The sequence below is a fragment of the Streptomyces sp. DSM 110735 genome (assembly GCF_016482685.1).
GTDB lineage: Bacteria > Actinomycetota > Actinomycetes > Streptomycetales > Streptomycetaceae > Streptomyces.
Window position 1 is genome coordinate 49,708 of sequence record NZ_JACYHF010000009.1, and the last position, 22,077, is coordinate 71,784.

Annotated in this window: 17 protein-coding genes, 1 tRNA gene and 1 pseudogene; 14 read left to right on the plus strand and 5 right to left on the minus strand. The window is 72.5% G+C overall.

Annotation, left to right across the window (positions count from 1 at the left end):
- Nucleotides 1–48: 48 nt before the first annotated feature.
- The gene (locus IF655_RS16305) at nt 49–693 is read right to left on the minus strand and encodes a 5-formyltetrahydrofolate cyclo-ligase (RefSeq protein WP_199585525.1); all 645 of its coding nucleotides are present in this window, start codon (nt 691–693) and stop codon (nt 49–51) included.
- Between the two features lie 79 nt (nt 694–772).
- Here IF655_RS16305 and galU point away from each other — a divergent pair, with 79 nt between their 5' ends.
- The 7 genes from galU to IF655_RS16340 all read left to right on the plus strand — a co-directional run bounded on the left by galU (nt 773) and on the right by IF655_RS16340 (nt 6,388).
- On the plus strand, nt 773–1,684 hold the full coding sequence (gene galU / locus IF655_RS16310) for a UTP--glucose-1-phosphate uridylyltransferase GalU (RefSeq protein WP_199585526.1): 912 nt from the start codon (nt 773–775) through the stop codon (nt 1,682–1,684).
- A complete protein-coding gene (gene glp / locus IF655_RS16315) occupies nt 1,681–3,003 on the plus strand; it encodes a gephyrin-like molybdotransferase Glp (RefSeq protein WP_199585527.1) in 1,323 nt (440 codons plus the stop codon). The genes galU and glp overlap by 4 nt, the downstream gene beginning before the upstream one ends.
- A 142-nt stretch (nt 3,004–3,145) precedes the next feature.
- Nucleotides 3,146–3,625 (plus strand): cyclic pyranopterin monophosphate synthase MoaC, encoded by a 480-nt coding sequence (gene moaC, locus IF655_RS16320; protein WP_199585528.1) that lies wholly within the window; start codon nt 3,146–3,148, stop codon nt 3,623–3,625.
- Nucleotides 3,622–4,179, plus strand: a complete 558-nt coding sequence (locus tag IF655_RS16325; protein ID WP_199585529.1) for a molybdenum cofactor biosynthesis protein B — start codon at nt 3,622–3,624, stop codon at nt 4,177–4,179. Before moaC ends, IF655_RS16325 begins: the two co-directional genes overlap by 4 nt.
- Entirely contained in the window at nt 4,176–4,823 is a 648-nt protein-coding gene (locus IF655_RS16330) for a GNAT family N-acetyltransferase (protein ID WP_199585675.1), read from the plus strand. Before IF655_RS16325 ends, IF655_RS16330 begins: the two co-directional genes overlap by 4 nt.
- Before the next feature lie 173 nt (nt 4,824–4,996).
- Complete coding sequence (gene glpR / locus IF655_RS16335; protein WP_199585530.1) at nt 4,997–6,241, plus strand: gephyrin-like molybdotransferase receptor GlpR; 1,245 nt, start codon at nt 4,997–4,999, stop codon at nt 6,239–6,241.
- Nucleotides 6,242–6,314: 73 nt separating this feature from the next.
- A tRNA-Ala gene (locus tag IF655_RS16340) sits at nt 6,315–6,388 on the plus strand.
- Between the two features lie 178 nt (nt 6,389–6,566).
- On the opposite strand, the gene IF655_RS16345 is transcribed toward IF655_RS16340, so the two are convergent.
- On the minus strand, nt 6,567–7,043 hold the full coding sequence (locus IF655_RS16345; RefSeq protein WP_199585531.1) for a GNAT family N-acetyltransferase: 477 nt from the start codon (nt 7,041–7,043) through the stop codon (nt 6,567–6,569).
- Nucleotides 7,044–7,112: 69 nt separating this feature from the next.
- Between IF655_RS16345 and IF655_RS16350 the strand changes: the two genes are divergently transcribed.
- Nucleotides 7,113–7,919 (plus strand): exodeoxyribonuclease III, encoded by an 807-nt coding sequence (locus IF655_RS16350; RefSeq protein WP_199585532.1) that lies wholly within the window; start codon nt 7,113–7,115, stop codon nt 7,917–7,919.
- 16 nt (nt 7,920–7,935) lie between these two features.
- Here IF655_RS16350 and IF655_RS16355 read toward each other — a convergent pair whose 3' ends face one another.
- Nucleotides 7,936–8,556, minus strand: a complete 621-nt coding sequence (locus IF655_RS16355) for a MerR family transcriptional regulator (RefSeq protein ID WP_199585676.1) — start codon at nt 8,554–8,556, stop codon at nt 7,936–7,938.
- 188 nt (nt 8,557–8,744) lie between these two features.
- Between IF655_RS16355 and IF655_RS16360 the strand changes: the two are divergent.
- The 4 genes and pseudogenes from IF655_RS16360 to IF655_RS16375 all read left to right on the plus strand — a co-directional run.
- Nucleotides 8,745–10,271, plus strand: a pseudogene (locus IF655_RS16360) (flavin-containing monooxygenase); the annotation flags it as partial.
- Nucleotides 10,272–10,834: 563 nt separating this feature from the next.
- Entirely contained in the window at nt 10,835–11,770 is a 936-nt protein-coding gene (locus IF655_RS16365; protein ID WP_199585533.1) for an alpha/beta fold hydrolase, read from the plus strand.
- A complete protein-coding gene (locus IF655_RS16370) occupies nt 11,767–12,651 on the plus strand; it encodes an SDR family oxidoreductase (RefSeq protein ID WP_199585534.1) in 885 nt (294 codons plus the stop codon). Before IF655_RS16365 ends, IF655_RS16370 begins: the two co-directional genes overlap by 4 nt.
- A 90-nt stretch (nt 12,652–12,741) precedes the next feature.
- The gene (locus IF655_RS16375; RefSeq protein WP_199585535.1) at nt 12,742–12,993 is read left to right on the plus strand and encodes a hypothetical protein; all 252 of its coding nucleotides are present in this window, start codon (nt 12,742–12,744) and stop codon (nt 12,991–12,993) included.
- Nucleotides 12,994–13,097: 104 nt separating this feature from the next.
- On the opposite strand, the gene helR is transcribed toward IF655_RS16375, so the two are convergent.
- Both helR and IF655_RS16385 read right to left on the minus strand, forming a co-directional pair.
- Nucleotides 13,098–15,278, minus strand: coding sequence for an RNA polymerase recycling motor ATPase HelR (helR, locus tag IF655_RS16380; RefSeq protein WP_199585677.1), 2,181 nt, complete (start codon nt 15,276–15,278; stop codon nt 13,098–13,100).
- A 173-nt stretch (nt 15,279–15,451) separates the two neighbouring features.
- A complete protein-coding gene (locus IF655_RS16385; protein ID WP_199585536.1) occupies nt 15,452–18,733 on the minus strand; it encodes a S41 family peptidase in 3,282 nt (1,093 codons plus the stop codon).
- Between the two features lie 261 nt (nt 18,734–18,994).
- On the opposite strand from IF655_RS16385, the gene IF655_RS16390 reads away from it, so the two are divergent.
- On the plus strand, nt 18,995–19,594 hold the full coding sequence (locus IF655_RS16390) for a TetR/AcrR family transcriptional regulator (RefSeq protein ID WP_199585537.1): 600 nt from the start codon (nt 18,995–18,997) through the stop codon (nt 19,592–19,594).
- 125 nt (nt 19,595–19,719) lie between these two features.
- On the plus strand, nt 19,720–21,924 hold the full coding sequence (locus IF655_RS16395) for an MMPL family transporter (protein WP_199585538.1): 2,205 nt from the start codon (nt 19,720–19,722) through the stop codon (nt 21,922–21,924).
- Nucleotides 21,925–22,077: the final 153 nt, after the last annotated feature.

Genomic DNA, 22,077 nt, shown 5'->3' on the forward strand with positions numbered 1-22,077 from the left:
GGAGGGCCGTTCCGCGTGTTCCGGGGAAAAGCCCCCGACCGGGTCTGCTCAGGGGCGTACGAAGCGGCGCACGCCCGTCGGGGTCACCACGGCGTGCACCGGGCGGTCGTGCGGCTCGGCGGGCACGCGCGGGACGACCTCCGTGTCGTACAGCAGCACCACGAGCGCCGGGTACGCGCCCGCGCGCTCCAGGCGCGCGAGCACCCGGTCGTACGACCCTCCGCCGCGCCCCAGCCGCATCCCGCGCGCGTCCACCGCGAGTCCGGGCAGCAGCACGGCGTCGGCCGTGGTGACGGCGTCCGGGCCGAGCCGGGGTCCGCAGGGCTCCAGCAGCTCCATGCGGCCGCCGTGCCGGACCGGGATCAGCGAGCCGGGACCGGTGTACTCCGCCCAGTCCAGGTCGTTGTCGGGCAGCAGGGCGGGCAGCAGGACGCTTACGCCCCGCGCGCGCAGGGCATCGAGGAGCGCGCGGGTGCCGGGTTCACTCCCCACCGAGACGTACGCCGCCACCGTGCGGGCGCCGGTCAGCTCCGGCAGGAGCAGCGCCTGCCCGGCGAACGCGGCGGCCGACGACCGGATGTCATCCTCCGGCAATGCGCTCCTCACCTGGAGGAATTCCCGTCGCAACGCACGCTTGTCAGGCTCGTCGACACGTCCTCGGTGTCCCCAGGGACCGGTCTGTTCTTCTGGCATGTCACTCAATCCACTCATATGAGGGTCAGCCAACCGGAGTAGCGGATTCCCTGCCAAGACACCGGATAGGGTTGCCGGCATGACTCAGTCGCACCCAAGGATCAGCAAGGCTGTCATCCCGGCGGCGGGCCTCGGCACCCGGTTCCTGCCGGCCACCAAAGCCACTCCCAAGGAGATGCTGCCGGTCGTCGACAAGCCGGCGATCCAGTATGTGGTGGAGGAGGCGGTGTCGGCCGGCCTCGACGACGTCCTCATGGTCACCGGACGCAACAAGCGCCCCCTGGAAGACCACTTCGACCGCAACTACGAGCTGGAATCGGCGCTGCAGAAGAAGGGCGACGCCCAACGGCTCGGCAAGGTGCGCGAGTCCAGCGACCTGGCGACCATGCACTACGTGCGCCAGGGCGACCCCAAGGGTCTCGGCCACGCGGTCCTCTGCGCCGCCCCGCACGTCGGACACGAGCCCTTCGCCGTCCTCCTCGGTGACGACCTGATCGACCCCCGCGACCCCCTGCTCCAGCGCATGATCGACATCCAGGAGCAGCACGGCGGCAGCGTCGTCGCGCTCATGGAGGTCGCCCCCGAGCAGATCCACCTTTACGGCTGCGCCGCCGTCGAAACCACCGGTGAGAGTGACGTCGTCCGCGTGACCGGACTGGTCGAGAAGCCCGACCCGGCGGACGCCCCCTCGAACTACGCGATCATCGGGCGCTACGTCCTCGACCCCGGCATCTTCGAGACCCTGCGCCGCACCGAGCCGGGCCGGGGCGGCGAGATCCAGCTCACCGACGCCCTCCAGCAGCTCGCCCAGGACGAGAAGGCGGGCGGTCCCGTGCACGGCGTCGTCTTCACCGGGCGCCGCTATGACACCGGTGACCGTGGCGACTACTTGCGTGCCATTGTCAGACTCGCGTGCGAACGTGAAGACCTGGGCCCGGACTTCCGGACCTGGCTTCGCACGTACGTAGCCGAGGAGATGCAGGAACGTTGAGCACCGCCCCGAACCGTCCCGCCGGACCGGACCACGTGTGGTCGGTGGACGAGCACCTGGAGGACATCCTCACCACCATCCGCCCGCTCGAACCCATCGAGCTGCCGGTCCTGGAGGCCCAGGGCTGCGTCCTCGTGGACGACGTGGTGGTGCCGGTGTCCCTGCCCCCGTTCGACAACAGCTCCATGGACGGGTACGCGGTCCGGGTCGCGGACGTGTCCGGGGCGAGCGAGGAGTACCCGGCCGTCCTGGAGGTCGTCGGCGACGTGGCGGCCGGTGCCGCCGACCTCGTGCGGGTCGGTCCGGGGCAGGCCGCCCGCATCATGACCGGCGCCCCGCTGCCGCCCGGCGCCGAGGCGGTCGTCGCCGTCGAGCAGACCGACGCCGGGCTCGGCGAGGGTCCGGCGACCGGCATGCGCGCCCGCTCGCAGGCTCCCGAGGGCGCCGAGGGCCAGGTGCGGATCTACGAGGCCGTCGAGTCCGGCGCCCATGTGCGCCCCAGCGGCAGCGACGTACGCGCCGGTGACCTCGCGCTTGCCGCCGGTACGGTCCTGGGACCGCCGCAGGTCGCGCTGCTCGCCGCGATCGGGCGGGGCTCGGTGCGCGTACGCCCGCGCCCGCGCGTGGTCGTCATGTCCACCGGCAGTGAACTCGTCCAGCCCGGCGAGGCGTTGGGTCCCGGGCAGATCCACGACTCCAACAGCTTCGCGCTGACCGCCGCCGCCCGGGACGCGGGCGCCATCGCCTACCGCGTCGGCGCCGTCGAGGACGACGCCGACGTGCTGCGCTCCACCATCGAGGACCAGCTCGTCCGCGCCGACCTGCTGGTCACCACGGGCGGGGTGAGCGTCGGCGCGTACGACGTGGTCAAGGAGGCGCTCTCCGCCGTCGCCGACGAGGACGAGGCGGGCGGCGGCGTCGACTTCCGCAAGCTCGCCATGCAGCCCGGCAAGCCGCAGGGCTTCGGCTCGGTCGGTCCCGACCACACCCCGCTCCTCGCGCTGCCCGGCAACCCGGTGTCGTCGTACGTCTCCTTCGAGCTGTTCGTGCGCCCCGCGATCCGCGCCCTGATGGGTCTGGAGGACGTGCACCGACCGCACACCCGGGCGACCTTGCGGACCGAGGAGCCGCTGCGCTCGCCCAAGGGACGCCGCCAGTTCCTGCGCGGCACCTACGCCGACGGCGAGGTCGCCCCGGTGGGCGGCGCGGGCTCGCACCTGATCGCCGCGCTGGCCCACGCCGACTGCCTCATCGTCCTTCCCGAGGACGTGGATTCGGCCGAGGACGGCACCGAGGTGGAGGTCGTGCTGCTCGGCTGACCGGGCGCTCTCCGCGCGGTCCTGACAGGGGCCGCGCGGGGTCTCGACCCGGTGCGCGGGCCGACTTGGAGGTACCGTGTCGCGCACACAGGCCCGTACAACCAGCATCGGCGACGGGCCGGGACCGGGAGCACGGCACACCATGAGTACGCAGGACCGACTGACGCACATCGACGAGGCGGGCGCGGCCCGCATGGTCGACGTATCCGGCAAGGACGTGACGGCACGCACCGCGCGCGCCACCGGCCGGGTGCTCGTCTCACCCCGCGTGATCGAGCTGCTGCGCGGCGAGGGAGTGCCCAAGGGCGACGCGCTCGCCACCGCGCGGATCGCCGGGATCATGGGCGCCAAGCGGACCCCGGACCTGATCCCGCTCTGCCACCCGCTGTCGGTCTCCGGCGTGAAGCTGGACCTCGCGGTCGCGGACGACGCCGTGGAGATCGCCGCGACGGTGAAGACCACCGACCGTACGGGCGTCGAGATGGAAGCCCTGACCGCCGTGTCGGTCGCCGCGCTCACCGTGATCGACATGATCAAGGCCGTGGACAAGGGCGCCGTCATCACCGACGTCCGGGTCGAGACGAAGACGGGCGGCAAGTCGGGCGACTGGAGCCGGGCGTGAGCGCGGACGCGCCCCTGGGCGGCGCCCTGACCGCGCCGTACAGCGCGCTGGTCGTCACCGCCTCCAACCGGGCCGCCGCCGGGGTCTACGCCGACAGGGGCGGACCGATGGTCGCCGAGGGGCTGCGCGGTTTCGGCTTCGCCGTGGACGGACCCCGGGTGGTGCCCGACGGCGAGCCGGTGAAGGCGGCGCTGGGCGAGGCCGTGGCGGCGGGGTACGACGTGGTCGTGACCACCGGCGGCACCGGCATCTCGCCCACCGACCGCACCCCGGAGGCGACCCGCGAGGTCCTCGACTACGAGGTGCCGGGCATCGCGGAGGCGATCCGGGCGTACGGCCGGGAGAAGATCCCCACCGCAGTCCTCTCGCGCGGTCTTTCCGGAGTCGCGGGCGGCACGGTGATCGTGAACCTGCCCGGCTCGACCGGGGGAGTGCGGGACGGGCTCGCCGTCCTGGAGCCGCTGCTGGTCCACGCCGTGGACCAGATCCGCGGCGGCGACCACCCCCGCCCCGCCGCGGCGGAGCCCGCCGCCGGTTCCGGGGGTGCGAGCTGACCGGGCGGTCCTGGCCCGTCGCGCTGGCGGACGCGGATGTCGTCCTCCGGCCGATAAGACTGCGCGACCAGCGGGCCTGGCGCGAGGTGAACCGGCGCAACCGGGACTGGCTGCGCCCCTGGGAGGCGACCATCCCGCCGCCCACTCCGCAGGGTCCGATCACGCACCGGCCGACCTACCGCCAGATGGTCCGTCATCTGCGCTCGGAGGCGCACGCGGGGCGGATGCTGCCGTTCGTCATCGAGTACCAGGGCCGTCTGGTCGGCCAGCTCACGGTCGCCGGGATCACCTGGGGCTCCATGTGCTCGGGGCACATCGGCTACTGGGTGGACGAGTCCGTCGCCGGGCGCGGGGTCATGCCGACCGCCGTCGCGCTGGTGGTGGACCACTGTTTCCGCTCGGTCGGTCTGCACCGCCTCGAGGTGTGCATTCGCCCCGAGAACCGGCCCAGCCGCCGGGTCGTGGAGAAACTCGGATTCCGCGAGGAGGGGCTGCGACCGCGCTATCTGCACATCGACGGCGCCTGGCGCGACCACCTCGTCTACGCCCTCACGGCGGAGGAGGTCCCCGACGGACTGCTCTCGCGCTGGCGGCGCACGCGTGCGGAGAACGCGTCCGGAAATCAGCCGACCCCCGGAAATTGAATAAGTGTTCGAATTCGATCGGTCACTGACCGTTCCGAGGCATATCAATTCATGACTTCGACGGTCGGCTGATCGCATCGGTCGCAAAAAAAGCTCGGAATATCAGCCAGATCGTGCGACACACCGGCTCAATTGGCGGATGGCCCCGTACAAACCCCTCTACCGTGTGAGGCGTGAGCAGCAGCGGCCTCATTTACGCAGTCATCGTCGGGGCCTGGGCCGCCTACTTGGTGCCGATGTGGCTCCGTAGGCAGGACGAGCTGAACGAGGCCCGTCCGACGGAACGCTTCAGCACCGCCATCCGGCTGCTGTCCGGACGGGCGGGAATGGAGCGCCGGTACGCCAAGGACCTGCGGGCGCGCTCCGCCGACGAGGGGGAGCCGGACGCCGGTGACCCGGACACCGTCACCGACTCGGTGGACGTCCGGGCCTTCGCCATGCCTCCGACCCGCCGTCAGGCGCGCGCGGACGTCCCCGCGGAGGAGCCCGGGCATCCCGAGCCGACCCCCAAGTCCCCCTCGGCGCAGGCGCATCACTCCGGCTCGCACCAGGCGCCCGCGCCCGTGTCGGCGCCGGTGCCCGCGCCCGCGTCGGCGCGGCAGCGGGGCGCCAACCCCGCCTCCGCCAGGGCTCAGGGCGCCCAGGGCGCCCGGCGCGCCCCGGCACCGCAGACGGCCGCCGCCCGCGCCCAGCGCTCCAAGGTGCTCGCGCGGCGCAGACGCACCACCGTGGTGCTCTTCCTCGCCTTCACCTGCGGCGCGATCGTCGCCGCCGTCGGCGGGCTCGCCTTCCTGTGGGCGCCCGCCGTGCCCGCCCTCCTGCTCAGCGGCTACATCGCCTATCTGCGCACCCAGGAACGGCGCCGCTTCGCCTACCAGATGGACCGCCGCCGCGCCGAGGACGCCGCCCGCCACCTGCGCGAGAACGCGCGTCGTCCGCGCCGCCGCACCCCGGTCGACGCGGGTGCCGTCGCCGACGAACCGGAGGAGGGATCAGGGCCGAAGACCGACCCCGCCCTGTCCGCCGCGCTCGCCGCCGACCGCCGCGCCCTCGTCGAGCAGACCGACCACGCCGAATGGGTCGACCAGCAGCGCGAGCGCACCCGGCCGCCCGGACACGGCGAGAGCTGGGACCCGGTCCCGGTCCCGCTGCCCACCTACGTCACCGCCCCGGTCGCCCCGCGCGCCACTCCCGACGTCGACCTCGGCGCCCCGGACACCTGGAGCTCCGCCCGCTCCGGTCCGGTCGTGTCGGAGCACGAGTCGGAGACGCCGGAGGAAGTCGCGGAGCCCCGCGCCGAGGACGCCCGCGACGCCGCCCGCCGCGCCGCCTCCGCCCGCCGCTCCCGCGAGCGCGGGCGCACCCCCCTCTTCGACCAGTACGAGACCGACGGGCGCCCCCGCGCCGCCAACGAGTGACCCCCGCCCTGACCAGTCCGGGAGCGGATTTCCGAGCACCCGGATCGGGATGCTAGAGTTTCACTCGTTGCAAGGGCCTGTGGCGCAGTCCGGTAGCGCACCTCGTTCGCATCGAGGGGGCCAGGGGTTCAAATCCCCTCAGGTCCACGCAGCGCCGCCTTCGAGGCGGTCACGAGATCCCCGTCCGATTCATCGGACGGGGATCTCGGCGTTTCCGGGTTCTGTTGAGCCGTCTCCCCGCGGTTTCCCCCGGCTCTTGAACCGTGGGGCGGTCAAGTCCGCTCCGCGCCAAGGCGCTTGGAACCCCGAGACCGCCCCCGCCCGGTCACAGCCGCTTGGCGAAGCAGCGGCTGCTCTCGTACTCGCGGTAGAAGCCGAACTTGGTGCAGAGGGTGTAGCCGCTGGAGGTGTAGAGGGCGATGGCCTCCGGCTGGCGGGTGCCGGTCTCCAGGACCATGCGGCGGCGTCCGGCGGCGCGGGCGTCGTTCTCCAGGGCGGTGAGCATGAGACGGGCGAGTCCGCGGCCGCGCATGTCCGCGACGACGAACATGCGCTTCAGTTCGGCGTCGCCGTCCTCGTTGCCCTCGCCGTTGCTGTCCTGGCCGCGCCAGCCGCCGGTGGCGACCGGGCGGTCGCGCTCGTCGTAGGCGATCAGATAGACGCCCCGGGGCGGGTCGAAGTCGGTGACGTCCAGCGCGGTGGCGTCGCCGCCGTCGCCGTAGCGCACGTGGTACTCGGCCTGGACCTCGTCGTTGAGCTTGACGGCGTCGGGGTGGTCGAAGCGGACGCGGCGTATGTTCATGCTGGTGACCGTACTTCCATGCGTGCTGTGGAGCGTCGTCGGGTTGTCGGGGTCTGCCGGTATCGTGCCATGGTGCTGACTGTTACCTCCGTGAACGTGAACGGGCTCCGCGCCGCCGCCAGGAAGGGCTTCGTGGAGTGGCTGGCGCGGACCTCCGCCGACGTGGTCTGCCTCCAGGAGGTGCGCGCCGAGCCGCACCAGTTGCCCGCGGAGGTCCGCGAGCCCGACGGCTGGCACGTCGTGCACGCCCCGGCCGCCGCCAAGGGGCGCGCCGGTGTCTCGCTGTACACGCGCCGTGAGCCCGACCGGGTCCGCACCGGCTTCGGCTCCGCCGAGTTCGACGGCTCCGGGCGTTACGTCGAGGCGGAGCTGCCCGGCGTCACCGTCGCCTCGCTCTATCTGCCCTCCGGCGAGGTCGGCACCGAGCGGCAGGACGAGAAGATCCGCTTCATGGGCGAGTTCCTGGCCCACCTCAAGGAGCTGCGCGAGCGGTCCGCCGCCGAGGGGCGCGAGGTCCTGGTCTGCGGCGACTGGAACATCGCCCACCAGCAGGCCGACCTCAAGAACTGGCGCGCGAACAGCAAGAGCTCCGGCTTCCTGCCCGAGGAGCGCGAGTGGCTGAGCCGGGTGCTCGCGCCCGAGGACGGCGGCTACGTCGATGTCGTGCGCGCCCTGCACCCGGGCGTGACCGGTCCCTACAGCTGGTGGTCCTACCGCGGGCGCGCCTTCGACAACGACTCCGGCTGGCGCATCGACTACCACCTGGCCACCGCCGGGCTCGCCGCCAGGGCCGTCAAGGGGTACGTGGAGCGCGCCGCCACGCACGCCGAGCGCTGGTCGGACCACGCGCCGGTGACGGTCGTCTACGAGCGCTGAGCGCCCTCGGGTCCGCTCACTCCGGTTTCCTGAGCCGTCGGTCCATCGCCAGCGACAGCTCCGCCTCCACCACGCTCCGCGCGAGCGGGCGCAGCCGGTGCAGGTCCTCCTCGGGACCGTGCCGCAGGACCAGGGAGGCGAAGAGGTCGGCGAGGGCGTCCACGTGTTCGCGGACGCGGGCGCCCGCCGCCAGCACCTCGGCCAGCGGGATGCCCTCGCGGACCAGGGCGGAGGAGACGTCGAGCAGACGGCGGCTGATGTGCACGATCTCGTCGCCGTCGGTGCCGACGTAGCCCAGCTCCAGGGCGGCGGCGAGGTTCTCCGGGGTGATGTGGTCCTCGAAGCGGGCGGCGAGTTCCTCGGGGGTCAGCCGGACCGGCTCCTCCTCGCTCGGCGGTCCCACGCCCAGCAGGTCGGCGACGTCGCGCCCGTTGTCGAGCGCCTCGGCCAGCTCGGCTATGCCGCTGAGGGTGTGGCCGCGCTCAAGGAGCGCCGAGATCGTGCGCAGCCGGGCCAGGTGGTGGTCGTCGTACCAGGCGATACGTCCCTCGCGGCGGGGCGGTGGGATCAGCTTGCGCTCGCGGTAGAAGCGCAGGGTGCGCACGGTGATGCCGGCCAGCCGGGCCAGCTCCTCCATGCGGTACTCGCGTACGCCGCCGGTCTGCTCCGCGCTGTGTCCGCCCTCTTCCGTCACGCCCGCAGCCTATGGCGTACCGCCGGTAACTTTCCTTCCGCGCCCCCTACCGCTCGGTACGGAGCTGCTCTACAGTCCCATTGCGCCAGTGTTCACTGGCAGAGTCCAAGCTGATGCGTGGAGGCTTCGGGATGGCCGAGCACGAGCATGTACGGGTGGCGGTGATCGGGTCCGGGTTCGGCGGCCTCGGGGCCGCTGTGCGGCTGCGCCGCGAGGGGATCACCGACTTCGTCGTCCTGGAGCGGGCGAGCGGGGTGGGCGGCACCTGGCGGGACAACAGTTACCCCGGCTGCGCCTGCGACGTGCCGTCGCACCTGTACTCCTTCTCCTTCGCCCCCAACCCCGACTGGCCGCGCGCCTTCTCCGGGCAGGAGCACATCCGCGCCTACCTGGAGCACGTCGCGGACACCTTCGGACTGCGCCCGCATCTGCGCTTCGACTCCGAGGTCAAGCTGATGACCTGGGACGCGGAGCGGCTGCGCTGGAACATCGAGACGGCGAGCGGTTCGCTCTCCGCCGACGTGGTGGTCTCCGCCACCGGACCGCTGTCCGACCCGAAGATCCCCGCGATCCCGGGTCTGGACTCCTTCCCCGGCAAGGTGTTCCACTCCGCCCGCTGGGACCACGACTACGACCTGCGCGGCAAGCGCGTCGCCATGGTCGGGACCGGCGCCTCCGCCATCCAGATCGTCCCCGAGATCCAGCCCAAGGTCGGTCGCCTCACCCTCTTCCAGCGCACCCCGCCCTGGGTGATGCCCCGCGTGGACCGCGCCATCAGCGGTGCCGAGCGGCGGCTGCACCGGGCGCTGCCCTTCACCACCCGGCTGCGGCGCGGGCTGCTGTGGGGCATCCGGGAACTCCAGGTGCAGGCGTTCACCAAACACCCCGAGGAACTCGGTCTGGTCGAGCGCCTGGCCAAGCGGAACATGGCCCGCGCGATCAAGGACCCGGCCCTGCGCGCCAAGCTCACCCCGGACTACCGCATCGGCTGCAAGCGCATCCTGCTGTCCAACGCCTACTATCCGGCGCTCGCCCGGCCCAACGTGGACGTGGTCGCCAGCGGGCTCAGCGAGGTCCGCGGCTCGACCGTGGTCGCCGCCGACGGCACGGAGACCGAGGTCGACGCGATCATCTTCGGCACGGGGTTCCACGTCACGGACATGCCGATCGCCGAGCGCGTGGTCGGCGTCGGCGGCGTCACCCTCGCGGAGTCCTGGAAGGGCGGGATGCAGGCGCTGCGCGGGGGCGCCGCCGCGGGCTTCCCGAACTGGCTGAGCGTCATCGGGCCCAACACCGGGCTCGGGAACTCCTCGATGATCCTCATGATCGAGTCCCAGTTGAACTACCTCGCCGACTATCTGCGCCAGCTCGACGTGCTCGGCGGGCGCGCCGCGCTCGACGCCCGTCCCGCCGCCGTCGACGCCTGGAACGACCGGGTCCAGGAGCGGATGCGGCGCACGGTGTGGAACAACGGCGGCTGCACGAGCTGGTACCTCGACGCCAGCGGCCGCAACACCACCCTCTGGCCGGGCACGACCGCCGAGTTCCGCCGCGCGGTCCGCCGGGTGGACCTCGGGGAGTACGAGGTGATCCGCGCCCGGGGGACGACAGCACCGGAGCCGCCTGGGGCGGCGACCGCCGCCGCCGGGACGGATGCGGCGAGCACGCCTGCCGCGAGCACGCCCGCTGCGGGAACGCCCGCTGCCGAGGCGTCGGCTGCCGGGGCGCCCGCTGCGGGGGAGGAGCCCGCCGCAGGTGCGCTCACTGCCGAGCAGCCCGCCGCCGAGGCGCCTGCCACGAGCACACCCGCCGCCGGAAAGCCTGCCGCCGGGACGCCTGCCGCGAACACGCCCGCTGCGGGGACGCCCGCTGCCGAGGCGTCGGCTGCCGGGGCATCCGTTGTCGAGGAGCCCGCCGCCGGGGTGTCCGCCGCGAGCACGTCCGCTGCCGGGAAGCCTGCCGCCCGGACGCCCGCTGCCGGGAAGCCTGCCGCCGGGACGCCCGCTGCGGGGACGCCCGCTGCCGAGGCGTCGGTTGCCGGGGCGCCCGCTGTCGAGGAGCCCGCCGCCAAGGTGTCCGTCGCGAGCACGCCCGCTGTCGGGGCGCCTGCCGCCGGGGAGCCCGCTGTCGGGACGCCCTCCGCCAGGAAGTCCCCCGGCGCTAAGCCCCCCGCCGCTAAGCCCTCCCCCGCTAAGCCCTCCGCCCGCAGTGAGGCCGGCGCATGAGCCGCCCCGTGCCGGTTGCCTCCGGTCCCTATGCGCCGCCTGTTCCCGACCGGACCGTGGACGTCATCTCCGCCGACGGTGCCCGGCTGCACGTCGAGGTGCACGGGCCCGAGGGCGCCCCGGCGGTCGTGCTCGCCCACGGGTGGACCTGTTCCACCGCCTTCTGGGCGGCGCAGATACGGGACCTGGTGCGCGACCACCGGGTGATCGCCTACGACCAGCGTGGCCACGGTCGCAGCCCGCTGAGCCCCGCCTGTTCCACGGACACGCTCGCCGACGACCTCGAAGCCGTCCTCGCGCACACCCTGGCGCCCGGCGAACAGGCACTGATCGTCGGGCACTCCATGGGCGGCATGACCATCATGGCGGCGGCCAACCGCCCCCGCTTCCGCGAGCACGCCGCCGCCGTCCTGCTGTGCAGCACCGGCAGCTCGGGGCTCACCGCCCGCGCCCGCGTCGTACCGCTGCCCGCCGGGCGGGTGCGCACCTGGCTGAGCGGACGCGTCCTCGGCTCGCGCGCACCGCTCGGTCCGGTCACGCCGGTGGCGAAGGCGGTCCTCAAGTACGCGACCATGGGCGCCGGTTCGGCCCCGCACATGGTGGACGCCTGCGCCCGCATCGTGCACGGCTGCCCCCGCACCGCCCGCTACACCTGGGGCGCGGTCCTGGACACGCTCGATCTCGACCACGGCGTACGGCAGTTGACCGTGCCCACCGAGGTGCTGCACGGCACCGCCGACCGGCTCACCCCCGTGGCGCACGCGCACGCGCTGGTCGCCGCGCTGCCCCGCTGCGTCGGACTGAAGGAGCTGCCAGGGGCGGGCCACATGACCCCGGTGGAGGCACCGGAGGCTGTGACCGCCCGGATACGGGAACTCGTCACCACGTACGTCGCGGGGAACGCCCCCGCATCGCTGGAGGAGGGCGCATGAGCAGGGTGGGTCTCGAAGGACAGGTCGCGGTCGTCACCGGGGCGGCGCGCGGCGTCGGGGAGCTGCTGGCGCGCAAGCTCTCCGCGCGCGGGGCGACGGTGGCGCTGGTCGGTCTTGAGGAAGAAGAGCTGAAGGCTGCCTCCGAGCGGCTGCACGGCGACGGCGGGTACTGGTACGCCGACGTCACCGATCACGAGGCGATGAGCCGGGTCGCCCGGGAGGTCAAGGAGCGCTTCGGCAAGGTGGACATCGTGGTCGCCAACGCCGGTGTGGCGAACGGGGGTCCGTTCGTGGACTCCGACCCGGTGGCCTGGCGCCGGGTGATCGAGGTGAACCTGATCGGCTCCGCCGTCACCGCCCGCGCCTTCCTGCCGGTGCTGACCGAGAGCCGCGGCTATCTCCTCCAGGTCGCCTCGCTCGCCGCGATGACCCCGGCGCCGATGATGACGGCGTACTGCGCCTCCAAGTCGGGCGTGGAGGCGTACGCGCACAGCCTGCGCGCCGAAGTCGGCTACCAGGGCGTGCGGGTGGGCGTCGCGTATCTGTCCTGGACCGACACCGACATGGTGCGCGGCGCCGATCAGGACGACGTGATGCGGGAGTTGAGGCAGCGGCTGCCCTGGCCGTCGAACAAGACCTATCCGCTGGGTCCGGCCGTGGACCGTATCGCGGACGGCATCGAGCGGCGCTCGTCGCATGTGTACGGGCAGTGGTGGCTGCGCGGGATGCAGGGGGTGCGCGGCTACCTCCCGGCGCTGATCGGCACCGTCGGACAGCGCGAGATGCGCCGCTACGCCTCCCGCCTCCAGGGGATGCGCTCGGGGCTGGTGGGCGCGGGCGGCGCGGCGGACGAGGCGGAGAGAACTACGCAACGTAACTGATCGACATGCGCTCCGTGTTCGCCCGTGTGAATCTGGTCGAGGCCCAGCAAGGGCCGATTTCCCCTCACCCCACCAGGGATGTGAACCCACATGGGTATGAAGGACCAGATCCAGGAGAAGTCCCGTCAGGCTCAGGACCAGGCCAAGGAGAAGATGGGCCAGGCTCGCGAGAAGGCTGGACAGGCCCGCGACAAGGCGGCTCAGGGCCGTGAGAAGGCCGCCGGTCAGCGTGGTCAGCAGCAGCGTGACGGCCGTCCGGAGCGCGACGCCCGCCAGGCCGGTGCCCACGAGGCGCACCGCGACCACCGCGCGGACAGCTTCGACCCGGACCACAGCGCCTAAGGGCGACGTCCGGCGTCAGCCGTGAAGGCGGGGTGCCCGGTAGGCCACCGGGCACCCCGCCCCGGCCGTCCTCTGCTCGTCCGCGAGGGCTACGTCCGCGAGGACTACGCGCCCGAGAGGACGACGAGCCGCTGGGTCGCCCGGGTCATCGCCACGTAGCGGTCCACCGCGCCCTCGATGCCCGCGCCGAACGCCTCCGGCTCCACCAGCACGACCAGGTCGAACTCCAGCCCCTTCGCCAACTCCGGTGTCAGCGACCGGACTCGGGGCCGCTCCGTGAATCCGGGATCGCCGATGACACAGGCGGTCCCTTCGGCATGTCCGGCCAGCCAGTCGTCCAGGATCTTGTCCAGCTCGGACACCGCGCCGTAGGTGACCGGAATCCCGTTGGACCGTACGGAGACCGGCACGTTGGCGTCCGGCAGCGCGGCGCGGATCACCGGCTCCGCCTCCGCCATCACCTCTTCCGGCGTGCGGTAGTTGATGCTCAGCGAGGCGACCTCCGCCCGGTCGAGACCGACCCGCGCGAGCCGCTCCTTCCACGACTCGGTGAAGCCGTGCCGTGCCTGCGCGCGGTCGCCCACGATGGTGAAGCTGCGGGACGGGCAGCGCAGCAGCAGCATCTGCCACTCGGCGTCGGTCAGTTCCTGTGCCTCGTCCACCACGATGTGCGCGAACGGACCGGCCAGCTCGTCCGTGGTGAGGGCCGGCAGCGCGTCCTCGTCGACCAGGCTGTCCTTGAGGTCCTGACCGTGCAGCATGGTCACCGCGCCCTCGCCGTCGGGGTCGGCGGCGATCACGCTGTCGATGACGGCGGCCATGCGCTCGCGCTCGGCGGCCACCGTGGCCGCCTGACGGCGCTTGGTCCGGGCGGTCTCCGGGTCACCGAGCCGCTGCCGGGCCGCGTCCAGCAGGGGCAGGTCGGACACCGTCCACACCTGCGGATCGGCGCGGCGCAGCAGACGTACCTCGTCCGGGGTGAGCCAGGGGGCGCACATGCGCAGGTAGGCGGGGACGGTCCACAGGTCACCGACCAGGTCGGCGGCTTCGAGCAGGGGCCACGCCTTGCGGAGGGTGCCGGTCAGCTCGGTGTCGGCGGCCAGCGCCCGGCGGAACAGCTTGAGCGGGACCTCCACGTCGAGCTTGTCCAGGAGGATCGTGATCAGCGCCTCCCAGATGAGGTCGCGCGCCTCGTTGTGCGGGACGCCGGTCTCCGCCGCCTCGAACGCCTCGGTCCAGTCGGCGGCGGTCAGCCGCAGCTCGGCCCAGGGGGTGGAGACGGTGAGCCCCTCGGTGGGCGGGGTCTCGTAGAAGCGCACCGCCTTCTCGATCGCCCTCACCATCTCCGCCGAGGACTTCAGCCGGGCCGCCTCCGGGTCCGCCTCGACGCCCGCCGAGGCGCCCTCCGCGACCAGGTCCCGCACGGTGCAGGTGCGCACCCCCTCCTCGCCGAGGCTCGGCAGCACGTCCGCGACGTAGTTCAGGTAGGGCTGGTGCGGGCCGACGAACAGGACCCTGCCCTTGCGGTGTCCGAGGCGCGGGTCGGAGTGGAGGAGGTAGGCGGAGCGGTGCAGGGCGACGACGGTCTTGCCGGTGCCGGGACCGCCGTCCACGACGAGGGCGCCGCGCGAGGAGGCGCGGATGATGGCGTCCTGGTCGGACTGGATGGTGGCGAGCACGTCGCGCATCCGCTCCGAGCGGTTGCTGCCGAGGGTGGCGATGAACGCGGACTGGTCGTCCAGGGCGGCGTGGTGCTCCAGTCCCTCGGTGGTGAACACCTCGTCCCAGTAGTCGCTGATCCGGCCGCGCGTCCAGCGGTAGCGGCGGCGGCTGGCCAGTCCCATCGGGCGGGCGTGGGTGGCGGCGAAGAACGGTTCGGCGGCGGGGGAGCGCCAGTCGACCAGCAGCCGTCGCCCCTCGCCGTCGGTGAGACCGAGCCGTCCGATGTAGACGGGCTCGGCGCCCTCAGGGTCGTCGGCGTGGACGACGCGGCCGAGGCACAGGTCGAGACCGAAGCGGCGCAGGGCGCGCAGCCGCGCGGTCAGCCGGTGGATCTCCAGGTCCCGCTCCAGCACCTCCCGGCCGACCCCGCCGGGCGCCCGGCGCAGCGCGTCGATGCTCGCGGACAGCTCGGCGACGGTCCGCTCCAGGCTCGCGGCGATGGCCGCGAAGTGCCGCTCGTCGGCGGCGATCAGCGCCGGGTCCGCCTTGGCGGCGAGCCGCTCGGGGAGGTCGAACGCGCGGGACTCCGGCGCGGGCTCACGCTCGGACAGCAGCGCACACATGTAGTGGATCACTCATTTCCGCAGGTTCTGGGCTCGGCGAGCGATTCTGCGGCATGAGGGGGGCCTTGCCGCAAGGCCCCCCTTGCGCTATAGCTTGTCAGTGGCGGGGAGTGCGTACTCCTCCCGTCGCCTCCTCTCCGCGCCCCTCGTCCGGGGTCACTCTCGCGGCTCTCTCAACTCTCCTCGCGCGGCGGCAGCTTGGGTCGCGAGCGGTCCGGTACGTCGCTGTAGTCGGGCGGCACCGAGGCGGGCGTCGTCTCCAGCATGTCGAGCGCGAGCCGCACCGCGTCGTCCAGTTGGGCGTAGCGCCCCTCGGCCCAGTCCAGCGGAGTGCGCAGCGCCTCCAGGTCGGGCGTGACGCCCCGGTTCTCCACGGACCAGCCGTACTCGTCGAACCACGCCGCGTTCATCGGCACCGTGATGACCGTGCCGTCCCCGAGCCGGTGCCGCCCGGTCATGCCGACGACTCCGCCCCAGGTCCGCTGCCCGACCACCGGACCGATCCCCAGCAGCTTGAACGCGGCGGTGATCATGTCGCCGTCGGAGGAGGTCGCCTCGTCGGCCAGCGCCACCACCGGACCCCGGGGCGCGTTGGAGGCGTACGACACCGGCTGCGCGTCCCGCGTGAGGTCCCAGCCGAGGATGGTCCGGGTCAGCTTCTCGATGACCAGCTCGCTGATGTGGCCGCCCGCGTTGCCGCGCACGTCCACGATCAGCGCGGGACGCGAGACCTCCAGGCGCACGTCGCGGTTGAACTGCGCCCACCCTGAGCCGCCCAGGTCGGGGATGTGCAGATAGCCGCACTTGCCGCCGCTCAGCTCCCGCACCACCTGGCGGCGCCCCGCCACCCAGTCCTGGTAGCGCAGCGGGCGCTCGTCGATCAGCGGCACCACCGCGACCCGGCGCGGACCGCCCGGCTCGCCCGGCGGCGGGGTGAAGGTCAGGTCCACGGTGGTGCCGCCGGAGCCCGCGAGCAGCGGGTACGGACCGGTCACCGGGTCGACCGGGCGCCCGTTGACGTGGGTCAGCGCCGCGCCCTCCCGGATGCCGGTGCCGGCCAGCGGCGAGCGCGCCCGGGAGTCGGAGGAGTCGCCGTGCAGGATGCGCCGGATCACCCAGTTGCCGTCCCTGCGCACGAAGTTGGCGCCGAGCAGCCCCTGTCTGCGCTGGTAGTGCGGCGGACCCTCGCTGCGCCGGGCGGGGGTGACATAGGCGTGCGAGGTGCCGAGTTCACCGAGGACCTCGCGGAGCAGGTCCGCGAACTCGTCGGGGGAGCCGACCCGTTCGACCAGCGGGCGGTACTGGTCGAGCACCCCGTCCCAGTCGACGCCGCACATGTTCGGCGCCCAGAAGTACTCCCGGATCAGGCGCCCCGCCTCGCCGTACGCCTGCCGCCACTCGGCGCCGGGGTCCACCTCGTGCAGGATGCGGCGCAGGTCCATCCAGACGGTGGTGTCGCTGTCGCCCGGCTCGGTCGCGGGCACCGCGCGCAGCTCGCCCTCGTCCACCACCACGAGCCGGGTGCCGTCGCCACTCACCTCGAACCAGTCGAGATGGCCCACGAGTTCGGACTTCTTCGCCTTGCTGAGGTTGAAGTGCTCAAGCGTCGGGCGCCCGGAGATGTCGGCGGGGTTCACGAAGGTCTCCCCGAGCGCGCCGGAGATCGGCCAGCGCAGCCAGACCAGACCGCCGCCCGCGACCGGGCGCAGCGCCGAGTACTTGGAGGCGATCACCGGGAAGGGCGTGACCCGGTTCTCCAGACCCTCCAGCTCCACCGTCACCGTGCCGCCCTCGCCGCTCTCGGTCTCCAGCGGGTCGAGCCCGCCCGCCGCCGGGCGCCCCTCGGGGTTCAGCGCGAAGGGCGAGGGCGTCGCGGAGGACAGCGGGACGAGGTACGGGCGGGAGCCGAGCGGGAAGGACAGGTCGCCGGTGTGCACGTCGTAGACCGGGTCGAAGCCGCGCCAGGACAGGAAGGCGAGATAGCGTCCGTCGCTGGTGAAGACCGGGTTCTCGTCCTCGAAGCGGCCGTTGGTGACGTCCACGACCATCCGGTCCTTGATCCGGGCCAGCTTGATCTGCCGCAGCGAGCGCCCGATGCCCGGGTGGGACCAGGTGAGCCAGGCGCCGTCGGGGGAGAAGGCGAGGTCGCGGACCGGGCCGTTGACGGAGTGGACCAGCTCGGTGACGGTGCCCGGCTCGGGACCCTCGGCGTCCTCGCCGTCCCCGGCGTTCTCGGCCACGTCGATCAGCAGCAGCCGCCCGTCGTTGGAGGCGACGGCGATCCGCTCGCCCTCCGGGTCCGAGACCATCTCCAGGACCCGCCCGAGCCTGCCCTGCGCCAGCAGCCGGGGCTCCCGGTCGCCGCTCGCGCGGGGCAACTGGGCGATGCCGATCGCGTCGTCGCCCTCGGCGTCGGTGACGTAGGCGATCTGCCCGGTCGAGCCGAGCATCTCCGGCAGCCGGACCCGGACGCCGGGGGTGTCGGCGATGGTGCGGGCGGGTCCGTCGCGGTGCGTGAGCCAGTACAGGCTGCCGCGCACCACGACCGCGCTGGCCCGCCCGGTCTCGTCCACGGAGAGTCCGTCCACGTTGTGCGCGGCGGGCACCTGGTAGGGGCGGCGCCCGGGGCTGGGTCCGCTGAGCCGTACGTCCAGCTTCCGCGAGGTGCCGGTGGGGGAGAAGTCGTCCACGATCCACAGGTCGCCCGCGCACTGGTAGACCACCCGGTCGCCGTCGGTCGAGGCGTGCCGGGCGTAGAAGGCGTCGTGGTCGGTGTGACGGCGCAGGTCGGAGCCGTCCATGGCGACGGAGTAGAGGTTGCCGATGCCCTCGTGGTCGGAGAGGAAGGCGATGCGCCCGGCGACGAACATCGGGGAGCCGAGCTGACCGTCGATGTCCTCCAGGAGCCGCTTGCCCTGGAGCCAGAGCCGGCCCATGGCGCCGCCCCGGTAGCGCTTCCAGGACGCCATCTCGTGCGGCGGGGTGCCGGTGAGCAGCAGCGTCATGTGCTCGCCGTCGATGTCGGCGACCTGGATGTCGCCGACCGGACCCCAGGGGAGTCTGCCGCCCGGGTCGCCGTCGGTGGGCACCTTGTGGGCCCAACTGAAGTACGAGAACGGCTGGCTCTGGGAGGAGACGGCCAGGATGTCGCTGCGGCCGCTCTGGTCCGGGGGCGTCCAGCCGCACACCTGGGTGTCGGCGGTGCCCCAGTGGGTCAGTTGCCGTGCGGGTCCGCCGTCGGTGCCGACCAGATGGATCTCGGGCATCAGACTGCGCCAGCTCGTGAACGCGATCTGGCTGCCGTCCGGCGAGAAACGCGGGTGACCTGCCTTGGTGCGGTCCGCCGTGAGCCGCCAGGGGCGCCCCGGCGCGTCCAGGGGCGCCAGCCAGAGGTCGTCCTCGGCCACGAAGCACAGCTCGTCGCCGTTGATGTGGGGAAGGCGCAGATAGCTCACCCATCCATGCTTTTCCGGCGGCGGGGGCGGGGCAACTCGGGCTTTCCGGACACGGCGGGAAGGGGCTCTTCGGGGGACGCCGGGTGGGCCGTTCCGGTTGACCCGGGCGCCCGTGACGCAGGACACGTACGAAACGGTTTCGTTTCGCGGGGGGCTGCGCTACCTTCGTCTCGTACGAGGTCTCCTACGCTGTGTCGTAGTGGACTTTTGTATGAAGTCCCGTACGGGACCGTGTCGTTGACCAGCGGGAGGGTGAGACCGATGACCGATGCCGCCACCGCGCGGCGCAGCAGGCTCACACCCGAGCGTGCCGCCGAGCTGTACGAGGCCGTGCTCGACCTGCTGCGCGAGGTCGGTTACGACGCCCTCACCATGGACGCCGTCGCCGCCCGCACCCGCTCCAGCAAGGCCACCCTCTACCGCCAGTGGGGCGGCAAGGCCGAGCTGGTCGCCCGCGCCATACGGCACGGAAAACCCGGGCGGATCTCCGACGTGGACACCGGTTCGCTGCGCGGCGACTTCCACGCGATCGTCAGTCACGAGGACGACTGCGCCATGGAGCAGAACAGCGCCCTGATGCGGGGTCTGGCCATGGCCGTCCACAACAACCCCGACCTGCTCGCGGCTTTCCGGGAGCACCTCGTCGAGCCCGAGATGAGTGCCCTGCGCGCGATGGTCGGACGGGCCGTGGACCGGGGCGAGGTCGCGCCGGACAACCCGGCGCTGCCCTTCGTGGTGCACATGATGATCGGCGCGTTCGCGACGCGCGCGCTCGTCGACGAACAGCCGCCGACGCAGGCGTTCCTGCGCTCGTACATCGACGCCGTGGTCCTCCCCGCCCTCGGCGTCCCCGCCTCCTGATCCCGCGTTTTCGGACAACGCCCAAGACTTCCCCGCAAGCCCACCACCTGACGTCACCGCTCACGTCGCCGGGCTGATCCCCCCTGCCCAGATGCCCGTCACGACCTGACCGGGAGTACGCCCTCGTGGCCACGTATCTCTACAAACTAGGCCGGTTCGCCTTCCGGCGGCGGCACTTCGTCGCCCTGCTGTGGATCGCGCTGCTCACCCTCGCCGGGGTGGGCGCCGCCTCCGCACCGCCCGCCGGGAACTCCTCCTTCTCCATCCCGGGCACCGAGGCGCAGCGCGCCTTCGACCTGCTGGAACAGCGCTTCCCCGGCATGAGCGCCGACGGCGCCACCGCCCGTGTCGTCTTCAAGGCGCCCGCCGGGCACAAGATGACCGACGCCGCCGAGAAGAAGGCCGTGCGGAAGACGGTCAAGGAGCTGTCCTCCGGCTCCGAGGTCGCCTCCGTCGCCGACCCCTACGCCGGACACGCCGTCAGCCGGGACGGCGCGATCGCCTACGCCTCGGTGAAGTACAAGGTCTCCGGCATGGAGCTGAAGGACGCCTCCCGGGACGCCCTCAAGGAAGCCGCCGGGCACGCCCGCAAGGCAGGGCTCACCGTCGAGGTCGGCGGCGACGCGCTCAACGCCACGCCCGAGACCGGCTCCAGCGAGGTCATCGGCATCGGCATCGCCGCGGTCGTCCTGGTCATCACCTTCGGCTCGCTCATCGCTGCCGGGCTGCCGCTGCTCACCGCGATCGTCGGCGTCGGCATCGGCGTCTCCGCGATCACCGCGCTGGCCAAGCCGCTCGACCTCGGCTCCACCACCTCCACCCTGGCGACGATGATCGGTCTCGCGGTCGGCATCGACTACGCCCTGTTCATCGTCTCCCGCTACCGCGCCGAGCTGGCCGAGGGGCGCGAGCGCGAGGAGGCGGCGGGACGTGCCGTCGGCACGGCGGGCTCGGCGGTGGTCTTCGCTGGGCTCACCGTCGTCATCGCCCTGGTCGGGCTCTCGGTCGTCAACATCCCGATGCTGACCAAGATGGGTGTCGCCGCCGCGGGCACGGTCGCCATCGCCGTCCTCATCGCGCTCACCATGATTCCGGCGCTGCTCGGCTACGCGGGGCGCACGGTCAAGCCCGCGGGAGAGAAGAGCAAGCTGCTCGGCGGCGGGCGCAAGTCCGCGAAGCCCGACCGCCCCAACATGGGTACCCGGTGGGCGAGTTTCGTCGTCCGCCGTCCGGTCGCCGTGCTGCTGCTCGGCGTCATCGGTCTCGGCGCCGCCGCCGTACCGGCCGCCTCACTCGAACTCGGTCTGCCCGACGACGGCTCCCAGCCCGTCTCCACCACCCAGCGCCGCGCCTACGACCTGCTCTCCGAGGGCTTCGGACCGGGCTTCAACGGACCGCTGATGGTCGTGGTCGACGCCAAGAAGAGCGACGACCCGAAGGCTGCCTTCACCAAGGTCGGCGACGAGATCAAGGGTCTCAAGGACGTCGTCACCGTCACCCCGCCCACGCCCAACAAGGCGGGCGACACCGCGATCATCACGGTCGTACCGAAGTCCAAGCCGTCGTCTGCCACCACCGAGGACCTGGTGCACGCGATCCGCGGCAAGGGCGACGGGATCACCTCCGCGACGGACGCGACGCTGCTGGTCACGGGCGCGACGGCGATGAACATCGACGTCTCCCAGAAGCTGAACGACGCGCTGCTGCCGTACCTCGCCCTGGTGGTCGGTCTCGCCTTCCTGCTCCTGATCGTCGTCTTCCGCTCGGTCCTGGTCCCGCTGAAGGCGGCTCTCGGCTTCCTGCTCAGCGTGCTCGCCGCCCTCGGCGCGGTCGTCGCGGTCTTCCAGTGGGGCTGGCTGTCGGGTCTGATGAACGTCGAGCAGACCGGTCCGGTCATGTCGATGATGCCGATCTTCATGGTCGGTGTGGTCTTCGGACTGGCCATGGACTACGAGGTCTTCCTCGTGACCCGGATGCGCGAGGCGTACGTCCACGGGGAGAACCCCGGGCAGGCGGTCGTCACCGGCTTCCGCTACGGCGCCCGGGTCGTCACCGCCGCCGCCGTCATCATGATCGCCGTCTTCTCCGGGTTCATCGGCTCCAGCGAGGCGATGATCAAGATGATCGGCTTCGGTCTCGCGATCGCCGTCTTCTTCGACGCGTTCATCGTCCGCATGGCCATCGTCCCGGCGGTCCTCTCCCTCCTCGGGCGCCGCGCCTGGTGGCTCCCGGCGTGGCTGGACCGCGCCCTGCCGAACGTGGACGTCGAGGGCGAGGGGCTGCGCTCGGAGTCCGACGAGGACCCGAAGCGGGAGCTGGTGCACGCCTGAGCGGTCGACGCTTCGGTACCCGTGAGGCGAACGGCCGGTGAGGAGCCCCTCACCGGCCGTTCGCCGTTCCCGCCGGACGCCCCACCGATACCCGGATGTCACCCAAACCCCTTGTACAGGCCACGTAGTGATCCGTTAGCGTGCCGGGTATGA

Coding starts and splice junctions, on each gene's coding strand:
- IF655_RS16355 (WP_199585676.1), bottom strand. CDS start 8,556: ATGGAGGAGCTGGCCCGGCTGGCCGGCATCACCGTGCGCACCCTGCGC.
- IF655_RS16365 (WP_199585533.1), top strand. CDS start 10,835: ATGAGCCGCCCCGTGCCGGTTGCCTCCGGTCCCTATGCGCCGCCTGTT.
- galU (WP_199585526.1), top strand. CDS start 773: ATGACTCAGTCGCACCCAAGGATCAGCAAGGCTGTCATCCCGGCGGCG.
- IF655_RS16345 (WP_199585531.1), bottom strand. CDS start 7,043: ATGAACATACGCCGCGTCCGCTTCGACCACCCCGACGCCGTCAAGCTC.
- helR (WP_199585677.1), bottom strand. CDS start 15,278: ATGTGTGCGCTGCTGTCCGAGCGTGAGCCCGCGCCGGAGTCCCGCGCG.
- moaC (WP_199585528.1), top strand. CDS start 3,146: ATGAGTACGCAGGACCGACTGACGCACATCGACGAGGCGGGCGCGGCC.
- IF655_RS16375 (WP_199585535.1), top strand. CDS start 12,742: ATGGGTATGAAGGACCAGATCCAGGAGAAGTCCCGTCAGGCTCAGGAC.
- IF655_RS16350 (WP_199585532.1), top strand. CDS start 7,113: ATGGTGCTGACTGTTACCTCCGTGAACGTGAACGGGCTCCGCGCCGCC.
- IF655_RS16305 (WP_199585525.1), bottom strand. CDS start 693: ATGCCAGAAGAACAGACCGGTCCCTGGGGACACCGAGGACGTGTCGAC.
- IF655_RS16370 (WP_199585534.1), top strand. CDS start 11,767: ATGAGCAGGGTGGGTCTCGAAGGACAGGTCGCGGTCGTCACCGGGGCG.
- IF655_RS16390 (WP_199585537.1), top strand. CDS start 18,995: ATGACCGATGCCGCCACCGCGCGGCGCAGCAGGCTCACACCCGAGCGT.